Origin of the sequence: Nonomuraea sp. NPDC050643 (assembly GCF_040654715.1) — a bacterium.
In the GTDB taxonomy this organism is placed as follows: domain Bacteria; phylum Actinomycetota; class Actinomycetes; order Streptosporangiales; family Streptosporangiaceae; genus Nonomuraea.
In genome coordinates this window covers 83,748-106,866 of record NZ_JBFAIM010000045.1, presented here as the reverse complement: position 1 = coordinate 106,866, position 23,119 = coordinate 83,748, and the positions used below count along the sequence as shown (strand labels likewise).

General features: G+C 69.4%; 19 protein-coding genes. 8 read left to right on the top strand and 11 right to left on the bottom strand.

What is annotated here, in order from left to right:
- The first annotated feature begins 225 nt into the window (after positions 1 to 225).
- Positions 226 to 2,133: a LamG domain-containing protein gene (locus AB0I15_RS42925; protein ID WP_358109571.1), complete on the top strand. Its 1,908-nt coding sequence runs from the start codon at positions 226 to 228 to the stop codon at positions 2,131 to 2,133.
- 317 nt (positions 2,134 to 2,450) lie between these two features.
- On the opposite strand, the gene AB0I15_RS42920 is transcribed toward AB0I15_RS42925, so the two are convergent.
- From AB0I15_RS42920 to AB0I15_RS42910, 3 genes are all read right to left on the bottom strand, one after another.
- Positions 2,451 to 2,948: a ricin-type beta-trefoil lectin domain protein gene (locus tag AB0I15_RS42920; protein WP_358109569.1), complete on the bottom strand. Its 498-nt coding sequence runs from the start codon at positions 2,946 to 2,948 to the stop codon at positions 2,451 to 2,453.
- 202 nt (positions 2,949 to 3,150) lie between these two features.
- Positions 3,151 to 3,348 (bottom strand): hypothetical protein, encoded by a 198-nt coding sequence (locus AB0I15_RS42915; RefSeq protein ID WP_358109567.1) that lies wholly within the window; start codon positions 3,346 to 3,348, stop codon positions 3,151 to 3,153.
- A gap of 411 nt (positions 3,349 to 3,759) precedes the next feature.
- Positions 3,760 to 4,755, bottom strand: coding sequence for an LD-carboxypeptidase (locus tag AB0I15_RS42910; RefSeq protein ID WP_358109565.1), 996 nt, complete (start codon positions 4,753 to 4,755; stop codon positions 3,760 to 3,762).
- Positions 4,756 to 5,241: 486 nt separating this feature from the next.
- Between AB0I15_RS42910 and AB0I15_RS42905 the strand changes: the two genes are divergently transcribed.
- The 6 genes from AB0I15_RS42905 to AB0I15_RS42880 all read left to right on the top strand — a co-directional run bounded on the left by AB0I15_RS42905 (position 5,242) and on the right by AB0I15_RS42880 (position 11,399).
- Positions 5,242 to 7,761, top strand: a complete 2,520-nt coding sequence (locus AB0I15_RS42905; protein ID WP_358109562.1) for a hypothetical protein — start codon at positions 5,242 to 5,244, stop codon at positions 7,759 to 7,761.
- 753 nt (positions 7,762 to 8,514) lie between these two features.
- The gene (locus tag AB0I15_RS42900; protein WP_358109559.1) at positions 8,515 to 8,793 is read left to right on the top strand and encodes a hypothetical protein; all 279 of its coding nucleotides are present in this window, start codon (positions 8,515 to 8,517) and stop codon (positions 8,791 to 8,793) included.
- Entirely contained in the window at positions 8,769 to 9,866 is a 1,098-nt protein-coding gene (locus tag AB0I15_RS42895) for a hypothetical protein (protein ID WP_358109557.1), read from the top strand. The genes AB0I15_RS42900 and AB0I15_RS42895 overlap by 25 nt, the downstream gene beginning before the upstream one ends.
- 226 nt (positions 9,867 to 10,092) lie before the next feature.
- On the top strand, positions 10,093 to 10,629 hold the full coding sequence (locus AB0I15_RS42890; RefSeq protein ID WP_358109554.1) for a DUF899 family protein: 537 nt from the start codon (positions 10,093 to 10,095) through the stop codon (positions 10,627 to 10,629).
- A 24-nt stretch (positions 10,630 to 10,653) separates the two neighbouring features.
- Positions 10,654 to 10,902, top strand: a complete 249-nt coding sequence (locus AB0I15_RS42885) for a hypothetical protein (RefSeq protein ID WP_358109551.1) — start codon at positions 10,654 to 10,656, stop codon at positions 10,900 to 10,902.
- Positions 10,903 to 10,937: 35 nt separating this feature from the next.
- A complete protein-coding gene (locus AB0I15_RS42880) occupies positions 10,938 to 11,399 on the top strand; it encodes a hypothetical protein (RefSeq protein ID WP_358109548.1) in 462 nt (153 codons plus the stop codon).
- A 61-nt stretch (positions 11,400 to 11,460) separates the two neighbouring features.
- Here the strand turns inward: AB0I15_RS42880 and AB0I15_RS42875 are convergent, their stop codons facing one another.
- The 5 genes from AB0I15_RS42875 to AB0I15_RS42855 all read right to left on the bottom strand — a co-directional run bounded on the left by AB0I15_RS42875 (position 11,461) and on the right by AB0I15_RS42855 (position 19,319).
- On the bottom strand, positions 11,461 to 15,234 hold the full coding sequence (locus tag AB0I15_RS42875) for a beta-ketoacyl synthase N-terminal-like domain-containing protein (RefSeq protein ID WP_358109545.1): 3,774 nt from the start codon (positions 15,232 to 15,234) through the stop codon (positions 11,461 to 11,463).
- A gap of 48 nt (positions 15,235 to 15,282) precedes the next feature.
- The gene (locus tag AB0I15_RS42870; RefSeq protein ID WP_358109543.1) at positions 15,283 to 16,326 is read right to left on the bottom strand and encodes a ketoacyl-ACP synthase III family protein; all 1,044 of its coding nucleotides are present in this window, start codon (positions 16,324 to 16,326) and stop codon (positions 15,283 to 15,285) included.
- Between the two features lie 18 nt (positions 16,327 to 16,344).
- Positions 16,345 to 16,611 (bottom strand): acyl carrier protein, encoded by a 267-nt coding sequence (locus AB0I15_RS42865; protein ID WP_358109540.1) that lies wholly within the window; start codon positions 16,609 to 16,611, stop codon positions 16,345 to 16,347.
- On the bottom strand, positions 16,608 to 17,660 hold the full coding sequence (locus AB0I15_RS42860; protein ID WP_358109537.1) for a ketoacyl-ACP synthase III family protein: 1,053 nt from the start codon (positions 17,658 to 17,660) through the stop codon (positions 16,608 to 16,610). Before AB0I15_RS42860 ends, AB0I15_RS42865 begins: the two co-directional genes overlap by 4 nt.
- A 336-nt stretch (positions 17,661 to 17,996) precedes the next feature.
- Positions 17,997 to 19,319, bottom strand: coding sequence for a cellulose binding domain-containing protein (locus AB0I15_RS42855; RefSeq protein ID WP_358109534.1), 1,323 nt, complete (start codon positions 19,317 to 19,319; stop codon positions 17,997 to 17,999).
- A gap of 486 nt (positions 19,320 to 19,805) precedes the next feature.
- Here AB0I15_RS42855 and AB0I15_RS42850 point away from each other — a divergent pair, with 486 nt between their 5' ends.
- On the top strand, positions 19,806 to 20,024 hold the full coding sequence (locus tag AB0I15_RS42850; protein ID WP_358109532.1) for a hypothetical protein: 219 nt from the start codon (positions 19,806 to 19,808) through the stop codon (positions 20,022 to 20,024).
- Between the two features lie 210 nt (positions 20,025 to 20,234).
- On the opposite strand, the gene AB0I15_RS42845 is transcribed toward AB0I15_RS42850, so the two are convergent.
- The 3 genes from AB0I15_RS42845 to AB0I15_RS42835 form a co-directional block, all read right to left on the bottom strand.
- Positions 20,235 to 20,942 (bottom strand): sulfotransferase family protein, encoded by a 708-nt coding sequence (locus AB0I15_RS42845; protein ID WP_358109529.1) that lies wholly within the window; start codon positions 20,940 to 20,942, stop codon positions 20,235 to 20,237.
- Positions 20,943 to 21,132: 190 nt separating this feature from the next.
- Complete coding sequence (locus AB0I15_RS42840; RefSeq protein WP_358109526.1) at positions 21,133 to 22,275, bottom strand: hypothetical protein; 1,143 nt, start codon at positions 22,273 to 22,275, stop codon at positions 21,133 to 21,135.
- Positions 22,272 to 23,117, bottom strand: coding sequence for an acetylxylan esterase (locus tag AB0I15_RS42835; protein ID WP_358109523.1), 846 nt, complete (start codon positions 23,115 to 23,117; stop codon positions 22,272 to 22,274). Before AB0I15_RS42835 ends, AB0I15_RS42840 begins: the two co-directional genes overlap by 4 nt.
- Positions 23,118 to 23,119: the final 2 nt, after the last annotated feature.

Sequence of the window (23,119 nt, the reverse complement as noted above, 5' to 3'; positions counted from 1 at the left end):
GAACTCGGCACCGGGGCAAGGTCGCCATCGATCTGCGGTACGTGCTGCCCGAACTCGCCTCCGCATTCGGCGTCACCCTGGTCGCGTTGTTGGCCATCTCGCCGTCGTCCAGCGCGGAGGACCCGCGCTCGGCGGGCGACAGGGAGCAGACAGGCGGCTGGTGTTGGCTGGGGCCATCGGGGTCATGGAACGGGGAAGCGCATGCGCGGGTTACGTCATGCCGTGATGGGACTGATCATGCCGGCGGCGGTTCTGGTGGCGACTCCCGCCCAGGCCCAGGCCGCTTCGATGCCCGGCCTGGTGGCCGCGTACGGAATGGAGGAGGGCGACGGCGGCACCGTGCACGACATGTCCGGCAACGGCCATGACGGCACCGTGCGCGACCCGCTGTGGACGGCGGGCAGATTCGGCAGGGCGCTGCGGTTCGACGGTGCCGCGGACCTCAGCCGGGCCCTGGCCGTCCCCGACGCCGCCGCCCTGCGCCCGACGTCGGCGATGACGCTCACCGCCTGGATCCGGCCGGACGTGGACCTGGCCGGCTGCCAGGTGGTCGCCAAGATGATGGACGCGACCACCTTCTCCTACGGCCTCGTCAACGGCCCGGGAGGTGTACGGATCGGCGGGCAACTGCACGGCGACCACACCGCATCGCCCGCCGAGGAATGGTGGTACCTGGCACTCGTCTACGACGGAACCAGCGTGCGCCTGACCGGCAACGGCTGGGAGGGCTTCACCGTGCCGGCGACGGGTGACCTCGACGGCGGCCCCGGCCCGCTGGTGATCGGCGGTCAGGGAGACCTGTCCTCGTGCTTCACCGGCGTCATCGACGAGGTACGGCTGTACGACCGCGCCCTGTCGAACCAGGAGATCGCCCGGGACAGGTTCAAGGCCGTCGCCCCCGACGAGCGCCCCTCGGCCCCGGCCGGCCTCACGGACGACGGCGGCGCCAAGACGGCCGTACTGTCCTGGCAGGCGGCCACCGACGACAAGGGCATCACCGAGTACGAGGTGCACAGGGGCTACGGAGCCGGTTTCGAGGTCTCCCCCGAGACGAAGGTCGCGACGGTGACCGGCCTGTCATGGACCGAGGGCTGCATCCCGGAGGGCACCTACCACTACCGGGTCGTCGCCTACGACACCCTGTCCCAGCCCAGCGACCCCACCGGCGCCATCCAGGTCCCTGTCCTGACGCCCGACTGCCCGCCCAGAGCGCCCGAGGTGCGGATCGAGCCGCGCACCGGCTGGGCCCGCCTCCTGCTCAGCGGCGGCAGGGACGACGACGCCGTCACCGAGGTCCGGCTGCACCGCTCGACGCTCCCCGGATTCACGCCGTCCGCCGAAACACTGATCGCGACCCTCGATCCAGACGTCTGGGACTACGCCGACCAGGTGCCGTCCGCGGCGACCTACCACTACCGCACCGTCGCCGTGGACACGACCTCCCACGTCAGCGAGCCGTCACCCGTGTCGTCGGCCTACGTCGCCGGCCCGCCGGACCTGGGGTCGGCGTTGCGCGCCGCGTACGGCCTCGACGAGGGCAGCGGGACGACCGTCTCCAACACCGTCGCCCCGTGGGCGTACCAGGGCACGGTGACCAACCCGCAGTGGGTGACGGGCAAGCACGGCAAGGCACTGAAGTTCGGCTATGACACCACGGTCGAGGCGACCGGCCTGCCGACCCTGGCCACGCCGACGGTGACCGCGTGGGTGAAGCCGCAACGCGCCGACTACCCCAGGGTCGCCGCCCTCTGGGCCGCAGGCACCCAGAACTCCTTCGAGCTCTACGCCCACGACAGGTTCCACAACGCGCCGGTCATCTGGGCCGACGACCACAGAGTGCCGGGCCGCGACCCGTTGCCCATCGACACGTGGGTGCACCTGGCGGCCACGTACGACATCACGTACAAGGTCTTGTGCCTGTACGTCGACGGTGAGCGCGTCGGCATGTACTCCGGGGTCGACGTCTCCATGCTGGGCCCCGCCCAGCTCTGGCTCGGCGGCCCCCGGCAGAGCGGCGACCACCTCAACGGCGGGATCATCGACGAGGTCCGCGTCTACGACCATCCGCTGACGCCCCAGCAGATCAGGAGCGTCATGAACACGCCCATCGGGCCGGCCCCGCGAAGCAGGTGACATTCCAAGATCACGCTCCTCCGCCGGGCGATAGAGCTCGCTCAGCTCGAATCCCACACGCCCGAAGCAGTCCAACTTAGACCGAGAACTTGATCCTGTCCCGGTGGTCCACCAGTACCGACCCCGTTGTTGCCGGCGATGTGATTCCCGGGAGTCGTCCAGGCCATGCTCCTGGCCGATGCCCGGAGTTCGCGCAGTCCGTCGAGTTGCAGACCCGGACCCCTGGGAAAAGAGGCCCGCCACGTACGCCGCGGCGGGCCTCTCTTCGTGTCCGGGTCAGGCGTGGACGTGCTCGGCGACCTTCGCTAGCAGGAGCCTCAGAGCATGGGCCATTGCTGATACAGGCTGCTTTGGTTGCAGCTCGCCATGAAGACCCCTCCGCCCGTGGTCGCCCCTTGCATGCAGTAGCCATTACCGGCGTTCTGGACCAGGCCGAAACCGGCACGTATCCATACCTGAACAGGGGAACCGTTACACGGGGCCGTCCAGACGCTACCGGTGCTGGCGGTCAGGCAGCGCCCCGTCCCTCTGTTGACGAGGCGGCCACCCCCGATGTCCTCGACTCCATACCAGTAGCGGTTTCCCCCTGTCGTGCAGCTTCCGGTGAAGACGCCGCTGATAGAGCCGCCGCTGTTGATGAGACAGCGACCACTGCCCCTGGTGTAGAGACGGAAGTCTGCCTGAGCTCCAACGATGCCGACTTCGCTTCTCTCGGCCGTTGACACCGCCGCAGATGCGGGAGCAGCGGACGCCACGGCGGAGCCGAACAAGCACAGCCCCGAGAGAATCGCTGCGGCCGTTCCGATGAGGCGCATTACGTCTCCTTTTGTTAGGACTCCCAACCTGGGGCGACCTGCCCAACCTGGGTAACGCGCTCCCCATGCTCATACCTGCATGTGAGCCGGGCCAGGACAGGCGAAGGACATAGGCCGGACATTGCGCACCCGATGAATGGGCACCCAGATCGTCGCGTTCGTGCTCGGCCGCGCGGCATCGGTCCCCGACGCATGCCGAGGGTCAGCCGCGGACGTCCTTGGCCACCTTCGCCTGGAAGCCCTGGAACGCCTCGTCCTCTTGGACGAGCGGCCATGCCTCATCTGTGATCGTGAACTCCGCGCCGTCGCCTGCGCGGCTCGGCGTGATGTGCAGGATCTGGAACTCCCGATCGCCGGGCCAGACCGGGCACGGCGTAGCCCGCTTCCGAGTCGCATCCAACCCCGCTACCGCGACCGCCAGACCAACGAGTGGCGCGACGGCGAGGGCCTGTTCATCACCTGCGACGGGGCGTGCACGTCATCGTCCAGGGCCGCGCACGTACGAGCCCCAGTGCTCAGAGTCCTCCGTGACCAGCCCGCTCAGAGCTCGCCGGCACCCGCCGTAACGGGTGCCGGCGAGGGCCAGGAGGCCGCCGCCGAGCGGGTGCCTGCCATGGCCGCCGCTGGTGACCAGCCCAACGTCTGACCGTCCCCGGGCCCGGCCGACCCAGCCGGGCCCTCCCTTCATCCAAGCCGTCGCACCAAGCGGATCGCCGTCAGGAGAGACGTCGCCCGACAACCGCACCGAGTCGTTCGCCCGGGACCCACCGTCACGAGCAAGGAGAGGCCGGAGCATGCAGGGCGGCGTATGTCAGTAGTGCGCGACGATGCGCCGGCCCGGGCCGTCCACCGTCATCGATCCACCGTAGGGGAGAATCCACTGCGGGTCGGTATGTCCGAAGTCGACGCCGAACACGGCCATGGCCTCGGGATTGTACGCCCCCAGAGCCCGCAGAACCGCTTCCCGCTGTTCCGCCTGGTACCTCTCCCGCTCGTCCGGAGTGGTGCGACGGCCGAGCGCCGAAGCCTTCGCCGTACCGACGAGGACGGCGGGGAACTGGCCGAGCAGCCCTCGCTCGCCGGCGTTGCGCAGCATGTGGAACACCTCCTGGGCCGACGGCATCTCCTCAGAGGTCTCCAGCAGCAAGACACATCCCGCGTAGTCGTCGACCGGGCGGATCCAGCGGCCGGCGGCCAGGTTCCAGTGCACGATCTCCAGGTTGCCGCCCCAGGTCGGGGCGGTGACGACCCGCTCGGGCCGGTGCCAAATCCAGCCCTGACTCCGCTGAACCGCCGCTGCCCGGTCGAAAGAGGCGGCGTCGTTCCAGTCGAGCTCGTCCTCGCTGAACTCGTCGACCGGGTGCAGGACGACGTCGCCGCCGGTGAACAGCGCCGCCCGCAGCGACGCGGTGGACACCGGGTGCAGACCGCCGCCACGACCCAGGTGCACCATCGTGGAGCCACCGTGATAGCCGGCCACGCCGCAGTTCCACAACCAGTTGAGCAGGTTGGTGTTGTCGCTGTAGCCGAAGAACGGCTTGGGGACGGAGACTGCCGCAGGGTCGAGATGGGGAAGCACTGTGAGCTGATCACTGCCGCCGATCGTGGCCAGCACCGCATGGATGTCCGGATCGGCGAAGGCATTCATCAGATCGGCCGCGCGGTCCCTGGGCGAGGCGTCGAGCCGGCGGGTGGTCGGGTATTCCACGGCTTCGAGTTCCAGCTCCTCGCGGAGCCGCCGCATCGCCAGCTCGTGCACGGCCGGGAACATCGCCGGTGCGGCAAAGGACGGCGAGACCACTGCCACACGGTCACCAGGTTTCAGCTTCGGGGGCACCACGAGATCGGGAAACATGGCCCCATCTAAGCTGAAATCTCAGCACATCTCCGCCGAGTTTCCGGCACGTCAGCACAATCTTGATCATCGACCGCATCGCCCGACAAACAAGGCCCTTGTCTGCCGAACGCCAGTCGAAACCTGCCGGATTGGCCGCGGCGGCATCGCCGAGCGCACGATCCGGTCCTTCGAGAACCGCTCGAGGGTGGCCACCCTCGCTCGCCAGGACGGACGGCTCCCCGAGATGCACGGCAACCGGTACCGGATGCCGGAGACCTGCGATCGGATCGAAGCCGACCAAATATCAGTCGCAGGGCGTGATCAGACAGGTGGACGGAAAGTCTCCATGCACAGCGGCACCGGGGGCATCACCGGGGCCTCCAGGATGTGATGTGGCCGGAAATCGGAGTCTGTGCTCATGCTGCACAAGAGCCGTCCCGCAGCGACGATGTAGGCGTGAGCAAGCGCACGCGTGGATTCGGCTGGCGCACCACACTCGCCGTGATCGCCTTCTTCGTCGTTGGCGTGCTCGTGCTGTTGGTGTGGCGGTCCTATTCGCCGAAAGAGGCGGTCAACCTCGCGGACTTCGCCGCGGTGGCGCTGGCCGGGGCCACCGCGGTGGCTGCGGTCCTGACCTGGGCGCTGCGCTGGGGTGGTGCGCCCGCTTCCGTGCCCGCCGAGGTCGGCAAGGCCGCCGATGTGCTGGCCGGGCTGGTGGAGCGTCAATGGCGCGAGGAGGCCCGCAACCGCCTTCTCGATGACCCGGTGCCCATCTCCGTGCGCTGGAAGCTGACCAGTGACCCGACAGTAACGAGCGACCCTCGTCTGATCAGCGGCGAACAGGAGTCCGACTTCGATGTGAGCAGTGACGACATCGCCCGCTTGGGCGCTGCCTTTCGATCTCTCGCCCGCCGGCGGATCGTCATAGCGGGTGGCGCGGGAATGGGGAAAACGACGCTCGCCGTCCAGTTATTGCTGCATCTTCTCGCCAGCCGTCCGACGGACAAGACACCCGCCGGGCAGGGGCAGATCGTGCCGGTGCCAGTGCTGTTCCCGGTCTCCGGCTGGGACGTTGAAGCCCATCCCCGGCTCCAGAGCTGGCTTGCTGCCCGGCTGGATCTGGACTATCCGGCGCTTCGCGCGCCGGAGCTCGGTACGGGTGCCGCCGCTCTTGTTCACGGCGGGTACATCCTGCCTGTCTTGGATGGCCTTGACGAGGTGTCGGCGCCGATGCGAGTCCGGATCATCGCGGCACTCAACAGCTCGCTCAGTGAGGGCGACGGGGTGATCCTCACCAGCCGCCGTGTCGAGTTCACAGCCGCAGTCCGCGATGCGGGGCGCCCACTCACTGGTGCCGCGGTCATCGTCGCCAGGCCGCTGTCGCGAGCGGCCGCCGCCGACTACCTGGCGGCCTGCCTGCCCGATCAACCACCGCCCGCCTGGACTGAGGTGCTTGCCGCGCTGCGCTCGGGCTCCGTGCCCGCCCTGGCCGAGCTGTCCGGTATCCCGATGTGGTTGTGGTTGATCCGTACGGTGTTCATGGCTCCCGGCGCAGACCCCCGGCCGCTGGCCGGCCCTCTGGGGCGGGACGCCACGGCGTTGCGCGCCCATCTGCTCGACCGGCTCATCCCGGCGCTCATGAAGACGCGCCCGCCAGACGATGCCGGCTCCGACCAGTTTCGGCCCCGCCGCCAGTGGGACCCTGATCGCACCCGCGATCACCTGTCATATCTCGCTGGTGTGCTGCATGGCCGCAGTACCTACGACCTGGCTTGGTGGCGGTTGGCCTTTGACACCACGCCTGACGACGAGCGACGCCGTGTGGCTGGTCGCATCAAGCTCGTCGCCGGCGTCGCGACCGGCCTCCCGGTAGGGCTGGCGTTCGGACTGCCGGTCGGCCTGGCGGTGGGGCTGGCGGTGGGGCTGGCGGCCGGACTCGCGCTCGCCGGCCGGCTCTCGGCCAGGTTCGCTCCCGGGCGTCGCCGCAAGCTCACCGCCACGATCACGGCAGGGATCAATTTTCTCCTCCCGGTCGGCCTTCCGGTCGTGCTTGCGATCGGTCTGACATCCGGCCTCCCGGTTGGGCTCATGGGAGGATTGCCCATCGGACTCACGGTGGGGCTCGTCGGCGCGCCGGCGATCACGTTCGTCTCGGCGACCGGGATGAAAATCGCCGCCGTGGTCGCCACCTGGCTCACGTTGTCGTTCAGCGCACCCTATGCAGGTGACGCTGGGGGCGCCTTGATAGCCGGGCTCGTGGGCGGGCTCGTGACCTTGGTCACCCCCCACGTTCAACGATGGTTCGACCAGCCGCCCGGGTACGCCGACCTTCGGCTTTCCGGGCGGATGACCGCCCTCGTCCGACGCCTGCGCACGGCGATCGCGTTCATCGTCCTGTTCCCCTTCACGATCGCACTTGCGTTCAAGATCGCGTACGAACTTACCGACGGGCGCCTGCTCACGGCCCAGGACGGAATCGTATTCGCGGCAACGGCCTCGTTCGCGGCCGTGCTGTGGGTGGGCGTGGGGACCGGCCTGCTCGCCAAGGCGGCGATCGAGTGGCTGGAACAACCAGCGTCCTATGCGACGGCCACCTCCCCGCTGGCGATATGGAAGTCCGACCGCAGTCTCACCTTGCTGCGGACAACGGCCGCGATGCTCTTGGGCGGGCTGGCATTTGGGCTCCTGGAGGCCTCTGTGGGAGGGATCAAGGGGGGCATCACAGACGGGCTTGCGCCCGGGCTCGTTGTGGGGCTGGTGCTCGGACTCAGGCAGGGCAGGCACCATGCCTGGATGATCTGCAAGATCACCACTTGGCGACTGGCCTGGGCGGGGCACCTTCCTCGTAACCTGATGGCGTTCCTGGACGATGCCCACCGTCTTGGCTTGTTGCGCACCGCGGGGCCGGTGTATCAGTTCCGGCACGCCGTACTGCACGACTACCTCGCTGCCGCTGCGGCGAGGTCGTCGCGGTAACTGACCCGCGCTGATGAACGCCGTCGCCAAGCCGGGCCATAGAGCCGCCAATGATTCGAAGACATCCCTCTTGCTCGTATCGGGTCCTAGATAGCCTTCGTTATCTGGCGAGATAGCGATCACCGACGTGGCGCGAGCTGGGCGAGCGCACGGGAGTGGCTGCGTACGCTGCTGGACGCGGTCAGCATGGTCGCCCCCGGGCAGGCCCAATTCGGCCTACCTCCTGCACGAGGTCTGGAGAGCCGCATACTTCCCATTCCGGACGGGCCTGGCCCTTGGGCGGCCATACGAGCGGCTGAGCGTGCCGTGTCAGGAGGCGACGTTGCATGCGGAGGCCACCGCGGTGCACCTGGCCGCGGACGGAAGGATCATTCCCCGCGGCGCACTCGGCCCGGCGCCGCAGCCCGTTCCACGTCGGCACGTGCAACGATGATCGGCCGGATGGCCTTGGCCTCGAACCTCTGCCTGATCTTTCGATGGTCGCCCCTGATTCGTGCTCCGTGCGCAGATTGATCATTGAGACAGAGACGCTGAGGGTCTCGGAACGGCCCGCCTCCTGGCGTTCAGCGCGCGTATGCGTCGCCGCTGCGGCTCACTACTATTTCGCCATGCCTTTCGATCTTGCGCGGTACGCATTCCTGGTCCTGTTCTTAATCCTGTTCGCGGGTGTTCCCGCGGCCGGGGGCCATCCCTGCCGCTGTGCTCTCCGCCCCGCCCAACCGCCACGAATTCGTCAGCCGGAGATTCGTCGTCGTGGGATTGTTCGTGTCGTTCGCCGGCGCCTGGTTGATGGGGCTCGGCGCGTGGCTGGGGAGTGAGGATTCGCGCTACGGCCCCATCGAATCCTTCGGGATGCTGCTGATCACCCTCATAGGCGCTGGTCTGCTGGTCGCCGGTCTCGGCCCGCTGCCCTCGTGGCTGCTGGAGATCCTCGCTCCGTACGCGGAACGGCTGCCGCTGCCCTTCCGCCTGGCGGCCCGTGACCTGGCCCCCGTCGTACGCGTGCGGTGCTCGCGATCACGCTGGCGATGATGGCCACGGCCGTCGGCATCGCGCTGACAGTCATCGCGGTCGGCGAGACGACGCAGAGCAGGGCCGAATACTCTCCCCGGGCCCGGCCGGGCACCTTAGTGGTCCAGTCGAGCGCCATGTTCGCAGAACCATTCTCGGCCGCGAATGCGGGCACCGTACGAGCAGCGATCGAACGGGAATTACCCGGGGTGCCGATCGCCCAGAGCGAGCACCCTTCGATCGAATCTCGGCACTTCCGCGCGAGGGCGGAGAACGTCGAAATACCCGAGGAAACCGTCTACTGGGATCAGGCCATCGGTGACGAGAAACTGCTGCGGTATCTCACGGGCGATCAGTCGGCACCGTACGACGAAGGCACGGCCGTGGTGATCACGTCAGCCGGCGTGAAGGTCGACTCGGTCGAAATCTCCGACGACAACGACGAGACGACGACCACCAGGACCGTCCGGGCGGTCAGTGCCAGGACCGCCGACCTGCACATGCAGACGATCTTCATCCCCTCGAAGATCGTCCGAGACCTCGGCTACCAGCTCCAACCGGCCGAGCTGATCATCGACCCCACCCTCCACCGGGTAACGGTGCAGGAGCAGAAGCGCCTCGACGACCGACTGGACGACGCGGTCGCGGAAACCTACGTCGAGCGGGGCTTCAAGGCTTCGACCGGATGGCTGCCCGTCGTCGCGGCGGCGCTCCTCATCGCCCTCACCTGCGCGCTGGCCGCCGGCTTCAGCAAGGCCGCGAACGCGCGCCAGGCCCAGGTCCTGAGGCGGGCCGGCAACGGATCAGCCGCGGCCTTCCGGTGGTTCTGCGCCTTCCGCGCGGGTCTGACCGCCTTGTGCGGAACCGTCCTTGGCGCGGTCGCCGGAAGTCCCGCCGGGATGTTGCTGCTGTGGCCCCTGACGGTGCGTACCACGTGGGAGGCGCCATTACGGGTGCCGTTCGAGACCCCCTGGCCGGCGATCGTAGCCGTCGTCGCCGGCCTTCCCCTCCTCGCCGCCGCCCTCGGTGCGCTCCTCGCCCGCGAGCGACCGCATCCTCCCGAACCCGCTGCGCCCCGACCCTGGAGCGGGTGAATGCCTTGGATCGGTGTCGCAACGGGGTATAACCGCAGGCGGCTCTGAGCGGCGGCCGTGGCTAACCGAGCCCGGCAAGGACCTCGTCGCCGCAGGCAGGTAGGACCAGGTGATCGCCTGGGGCCAGGCGTCGCGGCCGCTTCGTCACCAGCACGCGGCCGCGTACCGATGGTGATGGACGTTCTCCACGCAGAACCGGCCGGATTGACAAGAAAGGGATTGCACCATGACCGAACCCCATGTTTCACCGATCGGCGTCGCGGCCAAGCCCCCGGTCGCCGACCGGGCCGCGTTCCAGGCCGAGCTGGACCGGCTTCGGACCCGGGAGAAGGCCCACACCCGTGAGGGCGACGCGATCGCCGCCGCCCGCCGCCTGCCGATGGTCCAGATCGATCCACGGACCCCGCTGACCGGGGCGGACGGGACGGTGCCGCTGATCGACCTGTTCGCCGGCCGGTCGCAGTTGATCGCCTACTTCCACATGTGGCACCCCGGCCGGCCCGCCGCGCAGCAGTGCGAGGGCTGCACCTTCAGCACCTCCCACGTCACCGAGCCGGCCTACCTGCACTCCCGCGACGTCGGCTACGCGGTCTTGGCTGAGGGGTCCTACGAGGAGGCCTCGCGCTACCGCGACTTCATGGGCTACCCCGTGCCCTGGTACGCGGTGCCGCAGGACTCCGTGGACCGGCTGGTCGCCGGCCGGCACTTCGGCATCCTGGCCTGCTATCTGCGGGACGGTGACCAGGTGTACGAGACCTACTGAACCACCGGCCGCGCCAACGAAGCGATGGCGCCGTCGTACGGACTGCTGGATCGCACCGTCTACGGACGGCAAGAAGACTGGGAGGACTCGCCGGACGGCTGGCCGCAGCGCTGGGGCTCCACGGGCGGCCAGTTCCAGCTCGACGGCCGGCCGACCGCCCAGTGGCCGCGCCTGCGGGCCGGGCGCGACGACGACCTCGGCCCTCCGCCGGACGGAGGGAGCGCGCGCACCTGCCCGCTGCACGGTGAACCGCCGGCCGCGGCGACGCCCTGACGGACCGCGGATCCGACGAGGGCAAGGAGTGCGTCATGGCCCTCCTTCACACGGTGGGATGCGTCCTGGCCCTCGTGCCGGCCCTGTTGCCCGCCGCAGGGCCCACCCGGAGGTGGCCGCACGTCGTCATGGCGCTCGGTATGGCGGCCGGGCACCTGGGCGGGTCGTTCTTCTTGGCCGGGGTGCGCGCGTTGCCGGCCGCCGGCTGGCTGTGCGGCTCCCCGTCCCGCCGCGCGGAAAGTGGTCATCACATCCCAGACCTCGTGGTCATGTCCATCCTCTTGGTGTTGGCGGCGCTCGGCGGACCTCCCGCCGGGCACGCGCACGCGGGCGGTCCGCTGGCGACGGTGGGCCTGGTCATCGGGTCGGTCTGGACCTGCGCCCGGCTCATCCGCGTTCTGCCCGCGCGGGACGGAAAGCGGAGGATGATCGGCCAGGATCTGTGCTCGGCCGGAATGGCGGTCAGCATGGCGTTCATGGCCACGTTGCCGTGGTGACGGGGTCAGAGCCGGTGCTGATGGCCGGTGACGACGTGCTGATCTCTTCCGTGCGACGGCGTCAGCCCCCGATCGCGGGCATGTCCTCGGGAACGGTCTCCGCGGCCGGTCTGGCGGCCACGAGCAGCTCCACCAGGTGGTTCGCGATCGCGGAGATGGTGGGCTGCTGCCACAGCAGGGTCGCGGGGAGACGGCAGCCGAAGCGCTTTTCCAGCCGCCGCCGGACCATGACGGTCATCACCGAGTCCAGCCCCTGCTCGACCAGGGGACGCCTGGTCGCCAGGTCCTCAGGGGCCAGCCTCATCACGACCGCGATCTCCGCGCTGATCTGGGGCAGGACGCGCTCGCGCAGGTCCTCGGGCGCCAGGCCGGCGAACGACTCCGCGGGCCCCCCGAGATCCTCCTCGGCCGGGGCGGGCGCGTCGATCACCGGATAACGGAGTCCCGCGAGGTGTCCCGCCACCCGGCCGTCCACGTCGGCCAGGAGCACCCGGACGGTGTCGTCGGCGGCCGGGTCGACGGCCGCGTGGACGATCACCGTCGAGGGTGGCGCGCCGGTCAGCACCACCTCGTCGATGCGGACGACCATGCGCAGCACCGGATCGCCGGGGAACACGCAGGGCGCCACGGACATCGCCGCGTCCAGCGCCGGCGTCCAGCTCCCCGCTTCGCCGGTGCGGACCGTGGCCCGCAGCACGCCGTCGCCGCCCAGCAGCGTCTCGATCGTCCACTCGAAACCCGTCGAGGGCACGCCGACGGCGGCCAGCCGTTCGCGCACGAACCCGGGGTCGATCGTCGTGAGAGCGCCGGCATCCGGCAGCATGTCGGGTTTGACCTGCCCCGGGGCGGCCACGTCCGCGGTGGCGTGCACCAGCCAGGCGGGTTCGGGCTCGTCGGGGCCGGCCGGCGTACGGGCCGCGAGCCGTAGCGCCGGCGGCTCGTGCACGACCTGGATCTGCCTGCGTTCCGCGGTCATCAGCGGATGCGTCATCTCCACGCCGGTGAGCGTGACGTCCTCGTCCTCGGCCGCGTGCAGGAACGTGTTGACCAGCACGGCGGCGGGCACGATCTCGACCCCGTTGAGGGTATGGCTGCCCGGGTAGGGCCGGTTGGCGTCCTCCAGGCTGGTCCGCCACACCCGGGTCCGGCTGCCCGCGAGGCCGCCCACGGCTCCGAGCAGGGTGTGGGAGTGCACGTCGTGCCCCGGATTGCCGTCCTCGCCGTAGGACTCGCGCCAGTGGCGGCGGTGCTGCCAGGCGTACGGCGGCAGATCGGCCGGCCCACCGGCCGGCTGCAACCGGCTCCAGTCCACCTCGACGCCGTGACAGTACGCCGTACCCACCGCGATGAGGAAGGCCGAGCACTCCGGCTGGTTCCGGCGCAGTGACGTGCCGACGAACACGTCCTCGAACCCGTTCTCCGAGAGCGTCTCGGTGACGGAGTGCGCGACCACGGGGTGGGGGGAGATCTCCAGGAACACACGGTGGCCGTCCTGCGCCGCGGCCGTTGTCGCCGCGGTCAGCCGCACGGGCTCCCGGAGGTTGGCCGCCCAGTACGCGCTGTCCAGGACGGACGTGGACCGGGGGTCCGCCAGCGCGGTCGTGTACATGGGGATGCGGGGCGCGCCGAACGCCAGATCGGCGGTGACCGCGGCCAGCTCGACGGCCAGCGACTCCATGTGGGGGCTGTGGAAGGCGACGTCCGAGGCCACCCGCCGCACCACGATGCCCTCGGCCGGCCATTCGTCCACCACCGCGTCGACCGCGGCCACGTCGCCGGACAGCACGGTGGAGCCGGGCGCCGACGAGATCGCGGCCACCAGGTCGGTACGGCCGGCGAGTCTCTGCGCCGCCTCCTCGAAGGACAGGCCGACCATCACCATGGCCCCCTTGCCCTCGGCCTGGCGCAGCAGCCGGGAGCGGCGGCAGATCAGGCGGGCGCCGTCGGCGACGGTCATCGCGCCGGCCGTCACCGCCGCCGCGATCTCGCCGACGGAGTGACCGATGACGGCCTTCGGGGCGACCCCGTACGCGTTCCACAGCCTGGCCAGGCCCAGTTGCATCACGAAGATCATGGTCTGCACGCGGTCGATCGTGTCGAGATCGCCGTCGGCCAGGACCTGCCGGGGCGAGAAGCCGATCTCCTCGGCGAAGATCGGCTCCACCTCGTCGACCAGGGACGCGAACTCGGGCACGGCGAGCAGGTCCTGCCCCATCCCGCGCCACTGGCAGCCCTGACCGGAGAAGACCCAGACCGGTCCGGGACCGGGCTCGGGCAGGACGTCCCCGGTGAGGACGGCCTCGCTCGGCACGTCCTCGGCGAGCCTGCGCAGATGACCCGCCAGCTCGTCCCTGCCCGCCCCGATGACGACGGCGCGGCGGGCCAGATGGGTGCGCCGCAGCGCCAGCGTGTGCCCTGCCGACGCCAGGTCGAGCCCCTCTCCGAGGTGGTCGGCGAGCCTGCCCGCGTACTGCCGCAGGGCCCGCTCCGACGCGGCCGTCAGCGGGAACAGCCGCTCCCCCGCCCCCTCGGCGGGAGCCACCGAAGGAGCCGGAGGGGCCTGTTCGAGGACGATGTGCGCGACCGTGCCGCCGTACCCGAAGCTGGAGACGCCCGCCCGGCTGGGGTGGTCACGCTCCGGCCAGGCCGAGCGTTCGGTCACCACGTGGAGGCCGGACGCCTCCCAGGGGATGGCCGGGTTCAGGGTGGTCAGTACGCTCGCGGGGATCTCGCCGCGGTGGAGGGCGAGTACGGCCTTGATGACGCCGGCGATGCCGGCGGCGCCTTCGAGGTGGCCGATGTTGGACTTGACCGAGCCGATGAGGCACGGGTCGCCGGGAGGCCGCCGTGTACCGTACACGGAAGCGAGCGCCCCCGCCTCGAGCGGGTCGCCGAGCCGGGTCCCGGTACCGTGCGCCTCGACGTAGTCCACGGTGGACGGCGCGACGCCCGCCTGCCGGCAGGCCCGGGCCATCACGTGTTCCTGGGCCTCCCCGCACGGCGCCATGATGCCGTTGGTGTGCCCGTCCTGGTTCACGGCGCTGCCGATGACGAGCGCGAGGATCCGGTCACCGTCGCGCCGCGCGTCGGTCAGTCGCTTGAGCACGACCACGCCGCAGCCCTCGCCGCGTCCGTAGCCGTCGGCCGACGCGTCGAAGGACTTGGAGCGCCCGTCGGGGGCCAGGGCTCCCGCGGTGCCGAGCGTGAGGGTCTGGCCCGGGGTGAGCAGCAGGTTGACGCCGCCGGCGAGGGCGACGTCGCTCTCGCCGAGCCGCAGGCTCTGCGCGGCCAGGTGCAGCGCGACCAGCGACGCCGAGCAGGCGGTGTCGATCGCCATGCTGGGGCCGCGCAGATCCAGGGAGTAGGAGATGCGGTTGGCGACGGCGCACGTCGCGGCGCCGATCCCGGTCCACGCCTCGATCTGGGGCAGGTCCTCCAGCAGCCGGCTGCCGTAGTCGGCCGTGCAGACTCCGACGAACACCCCGGCGTCGGTGCCGGCCAGCTCGTGCGGCGGCAGGCCGGCGTGCTCCAGCGCCTCCCACGCGGTCTCCATCAGGATCCGCTGCTGCGGGTCCATCAGCTCGGCCTCGCGGGGCGACAGGCCGAAGAACTCGGCGTCGAAGCCCTCGACGTCGCTCAGGAAGCTGCCGTGGCGCACGGCGTCGCGCAGCGCGGCGGCGTACTCGGGGCTCCGGTTCTCATACCGGCGCCAGCGCTCGGCGGGCAGCGGCCGGGTCGTGTTCCGGCCGCTGCACAACAGGTCCCAGAACTCATCCGGTGAGCGGACGTCGCCGGGCAGGCGGCATCCGATCCCGACCACCGCCACCGGTTCCACCTGGTCTCCGCGTGGACTGTTGACCATTGCGGACGTATCCCTTCGCTGTCAGGCCCATTGAGGAGTGTCGATGATCTTGATCACGGCGCTGGAGACGGTCACTCCCGGCCCGGTGCCGAGCATCAGCAGGTGGTCGCCGGGGCCCAACTGCCCGGTCAGGAGCAGGTGGTCGAGGGAAAGGACCTGGTCACTGGCGCCGCAGTGGCCGATGGTGCGGCCGTAGTCCCAGGTCGAGCGGGACATGGGCAGGTCGAGCAGGGCCATGCACCGCTGTTCGACGATCTCTTCGGAGTAGTTCATGAACGCCACCCGGGTGAGATCGCCGGCCTCGATCCCGCTCTCGTCCAGCGCGCGCTCGACGACCTCGATGAGCGCCCGCTGGATGTTGAACAGCGCCGCGGTGGCCTCGCCCTTGGGCATGACCTGCTGCCGGAACTGCTCGCTCCGGGCCGCGAAGCTCATCCGGCGCCCGACCGTGACACCCGGAGGGAACAGGGGTTCGCTGCCCCGGTGCAGTTCCTCGGCCTCGGCCACCGTGGTCGTGCAGACCGACGTCAGGCGCGCGAAACCCGCCTCCTTGGCGAGCACGAGCGCGGCGGAGGCGTCCCCGCCGATGTAGCCGGGGCCCATCCCCCACCGGTCCATCAGCGGCGTGCCGTAGTTGTCGGAGGCGACCAGCAGGGCGGCCTGCCTGCCGGGAGCGGCGTGCAGGTAGCCGGCCGCGAGCTCCAGGGCGATGAACATCCCGTTGCAGCCCTGCCGGATCTCGGTGGCCAGGACGTCGCCGCCGACGAGATGGTGCTGCAGGTAGGAGTGCGGGGGCCAGCCGTCCGGCCCCTGGTGCCAGGTCGACGCGTACAGGAGGAGGTCCAGGTCGGCCGGCGCCCGCCCGCTGCGCTTGATGGCGCTCCGCGCCGCGTGCAGGGCCATCTCCGGAGCCGGTACGTCACCGGCCACCGCCGTCCCGGCCAGGTTGTGCAGCTCGGCCTCTTCGGCCGGGTACCAGCCTTTGGCGACGGCCTTCTCGACGCTGACGACGGTCCGGGGGAGGAAGACTCCCACCCCGCTGACGTACGTGTCCGTATATTGCATGACTTCGCCCTCGCCCGGCTAAGCGGATTCGAGTTCTTGGACCATCGCCACGATGGTCACGACGTCTCTGAAGTTCTCGGGGTCGAGCTTCGCGGCGGGGATCGGGACACCGATGTCCCTGCGCAGGAAGTTCAGCAGCCGCGCCGTCCGTAAGGAGTCCAGGAGCCCCGACACGAGGAGCGGGGTCGTCTCCTCGACCTTGATGTCGTCACCGTCCAGGACGAGGTTGTCCTGGATGAAGTCGACCAGCTTTCGCGTGATGAGGCTCTGCGTGAGCTCGGTCATGCGCGTGCTCCTCTGGTGGCGGGAGAGGTGGACAGGATCCTGAACGCCGCCGCGGCCACCGACGTCCCGGAGCCGAACCCGACCATGAGCAGGTGATCGCCGGCCACGAGGCCGCCGGTCGCGATCAGATGCTCGAAGGCGATGAACTGGTCCACCGCGCCGCAGTGGCCGACGCGCCTCCCGTAGTCCCAGGTCGTCTGGTCCTCGTCGATGCCCAGCCAGGACATCTGCCCGTCCAGGTCCTCGCGGCGGCCGTGCGGGAACGCCACCCGCGTGATGTCGGCAAGGCCGATCCCGGCCTCGTCCAGGGTCTTCTCGACCTGCTGCATCATCGTCTTCTGGATCGTCAGGTGGATCCCGGTCCCCTGCGCCGCGAGCAGCCGCTGGCGGAACTCCTCGTGCCGGTCGCCGAAGCTCAGCCCCCTGCCGATGGTGGCGTCCGGGGGGAACAGGGGGTAGGCGCCGTCGTTGACCGCGTCGGCTTGCGGGATCACCGTCGCGTTCACCGACAGGAGCTCGGCCATGCCGTACTCCTTGCCGAGGATGAGCGCGGCCGCGGCGTCGCCGATGAGCGCCCCGGGGGTCATCCGCCAGCGGTCCACCAGCGGGGTGCCGTGGTTGTCCGAGGAGACGATCATGGCCGTCTCCCTGTCCGCCTCGGCCCGCAGGTAGCTCGCCGCCAGCTCGAGCGAGCTGATCATCCCCACGCAGCCGCTCCGGATCTCGAACGCCGGCACGTTCCCGCCGAGAAGGTGCATCTGCAGGTAGTGCTGGGGCTGCCAGCCGTTCGGGCCCTGGTGCCAGACCGACGGGTAGAGCAGCAGGTCGAGATCGCGAGGGGAGGACTCACCCCAGCGGTCGTACGCGTCGAGGACCGCGAGCCGCGCCATCTCGGGCGCGGGCTTGTCGCCGGCCACCGCCGCGCCGATCTGCTGGAACTTCTCGGCCTCCCCCTCCGGGTACCAGCCCTCACGAACCGCCTGCTCGGCACTCACACTGTCAGGCACATAGACGCCGAGGCTCCTGACGAACATATTGGGTGTACGCATACGTCCCCTAACTCATCGACGATCCGGACAACGGCCCCCGGGGCAAAGGAAGGCGGCTTATCCGATTTGCTTGGGTCTCGGAATATGCGCACTCCGGCCGGTCGAAGAAAGAACCGGGAAATAGACCGGCGCGCCGCCAGAGGCAAGGATAGGGTCGGCTCATCGAATAAGGCAAGATCATGGTCAGCGACATTCCGTGATCACAGCAAAACGGAACGTGTTTAATTCTGGGAATGTGCCCTTCCGCGCCACGTCACGGTATTTCCGAATGCAACTCGGACGACGGAAGAACGGCACCGGGCCTCGCCATTCGGCTCAGGCCCGGCGCACGCCGGCTCAGGCGGGCACTCTGGTGCAGACGGTGTTGTTGAGCTTGAACTCGGCCGGTGAGGCGTTCGACCCGGTGGCGGTCGCCGAGAAGCCGAAGCTCTGGCTGGAGCCGGGGCCGATGTAACGGTTGTGGGTGGCGTCGCGGGCGGTCACCTGGGTGCCGGTCTGGACCACCGTGGCGTTCCAGGCGGTCGTGATCTGCTGGTTGCCCGACCAGGCCCAGGTCACGCTCCAGCCGTCGACGGGGGTCGTGCCGGTGTTCCTGATGGTCACGCTGCCGTTGAAGGCGCCGTCCCAGACGCCGGTGGCATAGGCGACCTCGCAGGACGTGCCCATCTTGAGCCCGCCGCGCAGGAAGGTCGCGAAGTTGGCCCAGGTGGGGTCCAGTGTGCCGGTGCTGACGGTCTCGCCGCAGTCGGTGGTGGTGCGGACGGTCTGCAGGCCGTAGTGGGCGGGGTCCATGATCTGGACCATCATGTGGTCCGCGGCGGGCACCGAGACGAACGTGGCGTCACCGCACTGAGCCTTGATCCTGTCGTAGAGCAGGACGCTCTGCCCGTGCGGCACCAGGAAGTCGGCCTGGCCGTGCAGGAACATCAGCGGCGGGTCGTTGGCGTCGACGTACGTCATCGGATTGGCCTGGGCCACCGTGGCCGGGCACGTCTGGATCGGGCAGCCGACCAGGAGGGATTCCGGGGAGGCGGGAGAGTTGTGGTCCAGCCCGCCGGTCGGCAGGTTCTGCGCGTTCATCTGCAGGAAGTCGGTCGGGCTGAAGAGGGCGAGCCCCACCTGCACGGCGCTGGAGACGCCGGTCGTGCCGACGGTGCCCTCCAGCGCCGCCACGCCGCCGGACAGGGTCGCCATCTCCGTCAGCCAGCCGCCCGAGGAGTCGCCCATGATCGCGAAACGAGCGGGATCGAGGTTGTACGTGGCGGCGTTCGCGCGCAGCCAGCGGATGGCCGCCTTGATGTCGTGCACCTGGGCCGGGAAGATGGCCTGGGCGCTGGACCGGACGCTGACGCCGGCCACGGCGAAGCCCAGCGGGTTGAAGATGGCCGCGATCGCGTCCGTGCCGGCCTTGCCGTTGTCACTCGTCCACGCCGAGCCCTTGTGCCAGATCAGCAGCGGCCGGGGCGTGGTGCCGGTGGACGGCTGGTAGAGGTCCAGGAGATGCCCCCTGCTACCGGCCGGTTGTGCGGGCGCGTAAGCGATGTCGGTGATCGCCTGCATGGCGTGGGCCGGCGGCGCGAAGGATGCCGGCACACCGATGGCGGCCAGCACGGTCATCACCACGCCGATGAGCATGGCCGTGCGGGTTCGAGCTTGCATGGTGTGACTCCGGTCAGTCGGATGATCGCCGCTTCCCCGGTGGCCGTCCGTGGTCTCCTGCGGTGCCGGGGGCAGCCGCGATCAGCGCGCCGGCCGAGGCGCGTGCGAGAACGAACGTCCCGCTCGAGTGCCGTGGCTCACATCGATATGGACGGGGAGACGATATGTCACGCGAGTAATGATGGTCAAAGGTTTCACCGCATCACGCTAACCGACCAGGAAAAGAGGCATAAAACGTACTTTATAGGCAGTTAGAGCGACGACAGGCTCAGATCATCCATGGCATGCACAGGCAGCCAGAAAAAGCGACCTCAAGAAGTGACGACGGAATTACCGGCGGTAAAGTTGGTTAAATTTGCAAGTGTTCGCGATAACGCCGATGAAAGTTTGAGCTCCTTCCGCGACCGATTCGGCCCTGACAATTTTCGTGGTGCGTGTTGAGTGCTACTGTCCAGCGTCATGATCTCCACAGCCGCAGGAGGATGAATGCGAAAGGCACGCGCTGTTCTCGTCTCGGCCGTCATGGTCCTCGCAGTGTCGCTGACGATCGGCGCCACCCCGGCGCACGCCGACAGACTGGCCGGCGTCTTCAGAGATCGATCGGAGTGCGAGCGGATCGGAACCTACGGCATCAACCAGCACTGGTGGGACGACTACTCATGCGTATGGGAGGGCCGGTACGGCTACTACTTCCTCTACGCGTGACCCGGTGAAACGCACGCACCCCCGGCCGTCAGGATCGAACCGGGGGCGCGTGCGTCGGCCGTGATCCGATGACCCAGGCGGGCCGACTCGCCGGCCGGTGCGCTGACCACGCGGCACAACCCCATCTCACAGCATCAAACCGGGTTTTCGAGCGAGACGGCGGACGCTGGTTCAGCGCCCGCGCCTCGGCGGGGCCGGCTGAACCGGTGCTCAGCCCGCGGGGTGGAAGGGAAGTCCGATGTTCTCCCCGTCCATCAGCCTGTCGATCGACTGCTGCATCATCTTGCTGTCGTTGAGGTGCGGGAACGGCTCACCGGCAGGGACATCCACCTCCAGGAAACGGCAGAGCGGCTCCCACCCTTCCCGCACGTCGAACACCAGCAGCCGCTCAGGCGGCAGGCTCTCCTTCACCATGGCCGTGTGCTGCTCGAACGCCACGATGGTCTCCTTCTCGTCGGGGACCTCGCCGAAGGGCCGGTCGCTGCCCAGCCCCTCCCGTATCATGCGCTCGAGCAGCGGACGGGTGGTCTTCATGTTCTCCATCAGGCCGGCCGCCTCCGGCGCCAGTTTCCCGGCCTGTAAGCGTGGCGGGCCGCTGGTGATGAGCGTCCTCATGCTCGCGAACCAGGCGTACGGGTCGCGTACCGTGAGGACCACCTTGGCCTCCGGGTACCTGGCCGCCAGCTCGCGCCAGAAGAACGAAGCCGGCCAGTCCACAGCGGAACGGAATCCCTCGAACACATGCTCCCACTCCGGGACCGTGTCATGGCTGGCCAGAGGCGCCCACCGCCGGGCGCGGTCGGAGTCGGACCCGACGTCGAACATGTGGTGGCAGGGCCCGAATCCCAGCCGTTCCAGTGCCGCCTTCATCGAACTCGTACCGGTGCGCGGGAACCCCGCGCCGATCACGGTCAGCATGTCGCTCCTCCAGGAGGTGTCGGCTGGCCCCCCATCTTGGGGCGTGATCATGAATATCGCAATCCCCTCCAGGACCGCCACACCGGCGGTCGCCGGCTCGACGATTCGGTACGGTTCACGCCGGCACGAGCGGCATTTCCGGCCGACCGTATCGAGCGGCAGAAGGGAGTCTCCTCGTGCCCGAAGGTGATCACATGGGTTCCCCGTGGGGGTATGGTGTGCTGCCGTGACTCAGGTGACGGACCAGTGCGTCGAGAACCATCAGGTCCTCCCCCGGCGCGAGCGTCTGCGGGTTCAGCGCGATCGCGTCGTCGGGTACGCCGGACACGCCGACCGCGATCCGCGGGTCCCCGTCCCACAAGGCCTGCGCCAACCCGTCCCGGGTCCAGCCGCTGGTCGTCAACAGTCGGACAACCGCGCGCCCGTGCGGCTGGCCCGCCTCACTCGGGTACCCGCGCTCGGCGACGACACCCGGCACTCCGCGCAGGCCGGCGATCCACCGCTCGACAATCTGCTCATAGCTCGCGAGCAGTGCCTTCTCGTCCTGCTCCAGGGTCCACTCGACCGCGGCGTACAGCCCGAGCAGCTCTTCCTTCCCGACCTTCATCCCGCGCCCGATCTGCTGATTCGGCGACGCATGCGCCCGGCACCCGTCGACGATCCATCGCCTCCCCAGCACCAGCCCGCTCGACTGCGGTCCGCGCAACCCTTTCCCACCGCTGAAGATCACGGCATCCGCACCGAGCTCCGTGGTGAATCGCCACAGCGAGGAGACGGGTGGGATCTGGGCCGCCGCATCCACGATCACCGGCACGGCCGGTCGACCGGCGGGGGCCGGGCCGGCCGAGGCGAGCTCCCGGGCGACCCGGATCACGTCCTCGATCGGCAAAGCATCCGCCGCGTAGTGGGCGCCGGCGAACCACAGTACGCAGGCGGGGCGTCGTACCAGGGCGGCTCGAAGCTCCTCGGCCGACGGACCGACCTCCACGATGCGGGCGCCGGTCAGGCGGGCCGCGTAGTCGTAGCCGTTGCGCTGGCCGGCGAACATGACGACCTCGGCATCGGCCGGGAACGCCTGCGCGGGCTCACCGGCACATGACGCGACCGTGAGGGTGATCGCCGCCGCGGCACCAGACGTCACGCAGGCCGCCTCGTTGCGGGTGAGCACGGCCAGCCGCTCACCGACGCGGTCGTGGAGTTCGGGCAGGTCGACGAAGTGGGCCGCGCCCTCCGTCATCGCCTTCAGCACTGAGGGCGGCATCAGCGAGCCGCCCAGTGCGGTGAGTGTCGCGGAGGCGTTGATGACCGGCCGGACCCCGAACGGATTGGTCATACGAGGAACTTCGACATCGGTGGTACGCCGGCGAGCTCGGCCAGCCAGGCATCCAGGAAGTCGTTGTCGGTGCCGTCGAGGTGGGTCAGCTTGTAGACGCTCGCGGCGGGCAAGGCCTCGATCAGCGCGGCGCACCAGTCGGGATCGTCGACGGCGAGCAACGTCCGGGCGGTCACCGCGGACGCATGCCGGACCGGATCGAAGTAGGCAAGAGTGTTGTCGACGACCTGCGCCGACGAGCCGGCACGGAGGTGATCGTTGAGCTCTTCGAGCGGATAGTGGCTCGACTTCAGCCGTGCCTCTGCCGCCCGGTAGAACAGCAACCCCGAGAGCCGGACCGCGCTGAACCCCGGCCGCCGGGCAGCCGTCAGCAGCGCCAGGTCGTCTCCACGCACGGCCACCCGCGCCGGATCGACCTCGTCCAGGCTCATCAGGAACTCCGCGGCCCGCAGGCAGTCCGCTGCGATCCCGCGATAGACGTACGACGCCGGGTCGTCGATGCCCATCGTCAGCAATCCCGGGTACGCCGCCGAGAACCCTTCGTCGGCCAGTCGCTGACCACGGTGCATCAGGCCGAACACGACGTACCGGCTCCGATCGTTCGGGTGCGGCATGTCGTTGACGCTCCCGTGACGCGGCGTCTGCAGGAGCGCGGGGAACGGCCCGTCACCGGCCGGGATGCTGAGATGACCGAAGACGCGGTACGGCCCGGTGCTGGTGAGCCGCACGGTGTAGCTGGTCGCCTCGTCCGTCGTCCGCGCCGGCACCAGATCGAGCACGGGCCGAGCGGGAATCGCGGCCAGCTCTTCGTCGACGGCGGACCAGTAGCTGTCGAAGTTCATCG

What these genes read in the sequence shown, in the direction of transcription:
- AB0I15_RS42925 (WP_358109571.1), top strand. Translation starts at nt 226, where the DNA reads ATGGGACTGATCATGCCGGCGGCGGTTCTGGTGGCGACTCCCGCCCAG.
- AB0I15_RS42920 (WP_358109569.1), bottom strand. Translation starts at nt 2,948, where the DNA reads ATGCGCCTCATCGGAACGGCCGCAGCGATTCTCTCGGGGCTGTGCTTG.
- AB0I15_RS42890 (WP_358109554.1), top strand. Translation starts at nt 10,093, where the DNA reads ATGACCGAACCCCATGTTTCACCGATCGGCGTCGCGGCCAAGCCCCCG.
- AB0I15_RS42885 (WP_358109551.1), top strand. Translation starts at nt 10,654, where the DNA reads ATGGCGCCGTCGTACGGACTGCTGGATCGCACCGTCTACGGACGGCAA.
- AB0I15_RS42880 (WP_358109548.1), top strand. Translation starts at nt 10,938, where the DNA reads ATGGCCCTCCTTCACACGGTGGGATGCGTCCTGGCCCTCGTGCCGGCC.
- AB0I15_RS42870 (WP_358109543.1), bottom strand. Translation starts at nt 16,326, where the DNA reads ATGCAATATACGGACACGTACGTCAGCGGGGTGGGAGTCTTCCTCCCC.
- AB0I15_RS42865 (WP_358109540.1), bottom strand. Translation starts at nt 16,611, where the DNA reads ATGACCGAGCTCACGCAGAGCCTCATCACGCGAAAGCTGGTCGACTTC.
- AB0I15_RS42860 (WP_358109537.1), bottom strand. Translation starts at nt 17,660, where the DNA reads ATGCGTACACCCAATATGTTCGTCAGGAGCCTCGGCGTCTATGTGCCT.
- AB0I15_RS42855 (WP_358109534.1), bottom strand. Translation starts at nt 19,319, where the DNA reads ATGCAAGCTCGAACCCGCACGGCCATGCTCATCGGCGTGGTGATGACC.
- AB0I15_RS42850 (WP_358109532.1), top strand. Translation starts at nt 19,806, where the DNA reads ATGCGAAAGGCACGCGCTGTTCTCGTCTCGGCCGTCATGGTCCTCGCA.
- AB0I15_RS42845 (WP_358109529.1), bottom strand. Translation starts at nt 20,942, where the DNA reads ATGCTGACCGTGATCGGCGCGGGGTTCCCGCGCACCGGTACGAGTTCG.
- AB0I15_RS42840 (WP_358109526.1), bottom strand. Translation starts at nt 22,275, where the DNA reads ATGACCAATCCGTTCGGGGTCCGGCCGGTCATCAACGCCTCCGCGACA.
- AB0I15_RS42835 (WP_358109523.1), bottom strand. Translation starts at nt 23,117, where the DNA reads ATGAACTTCGACAGCTACTGGTCCGCCGTCGACGAAGAGCTGGCCGCG.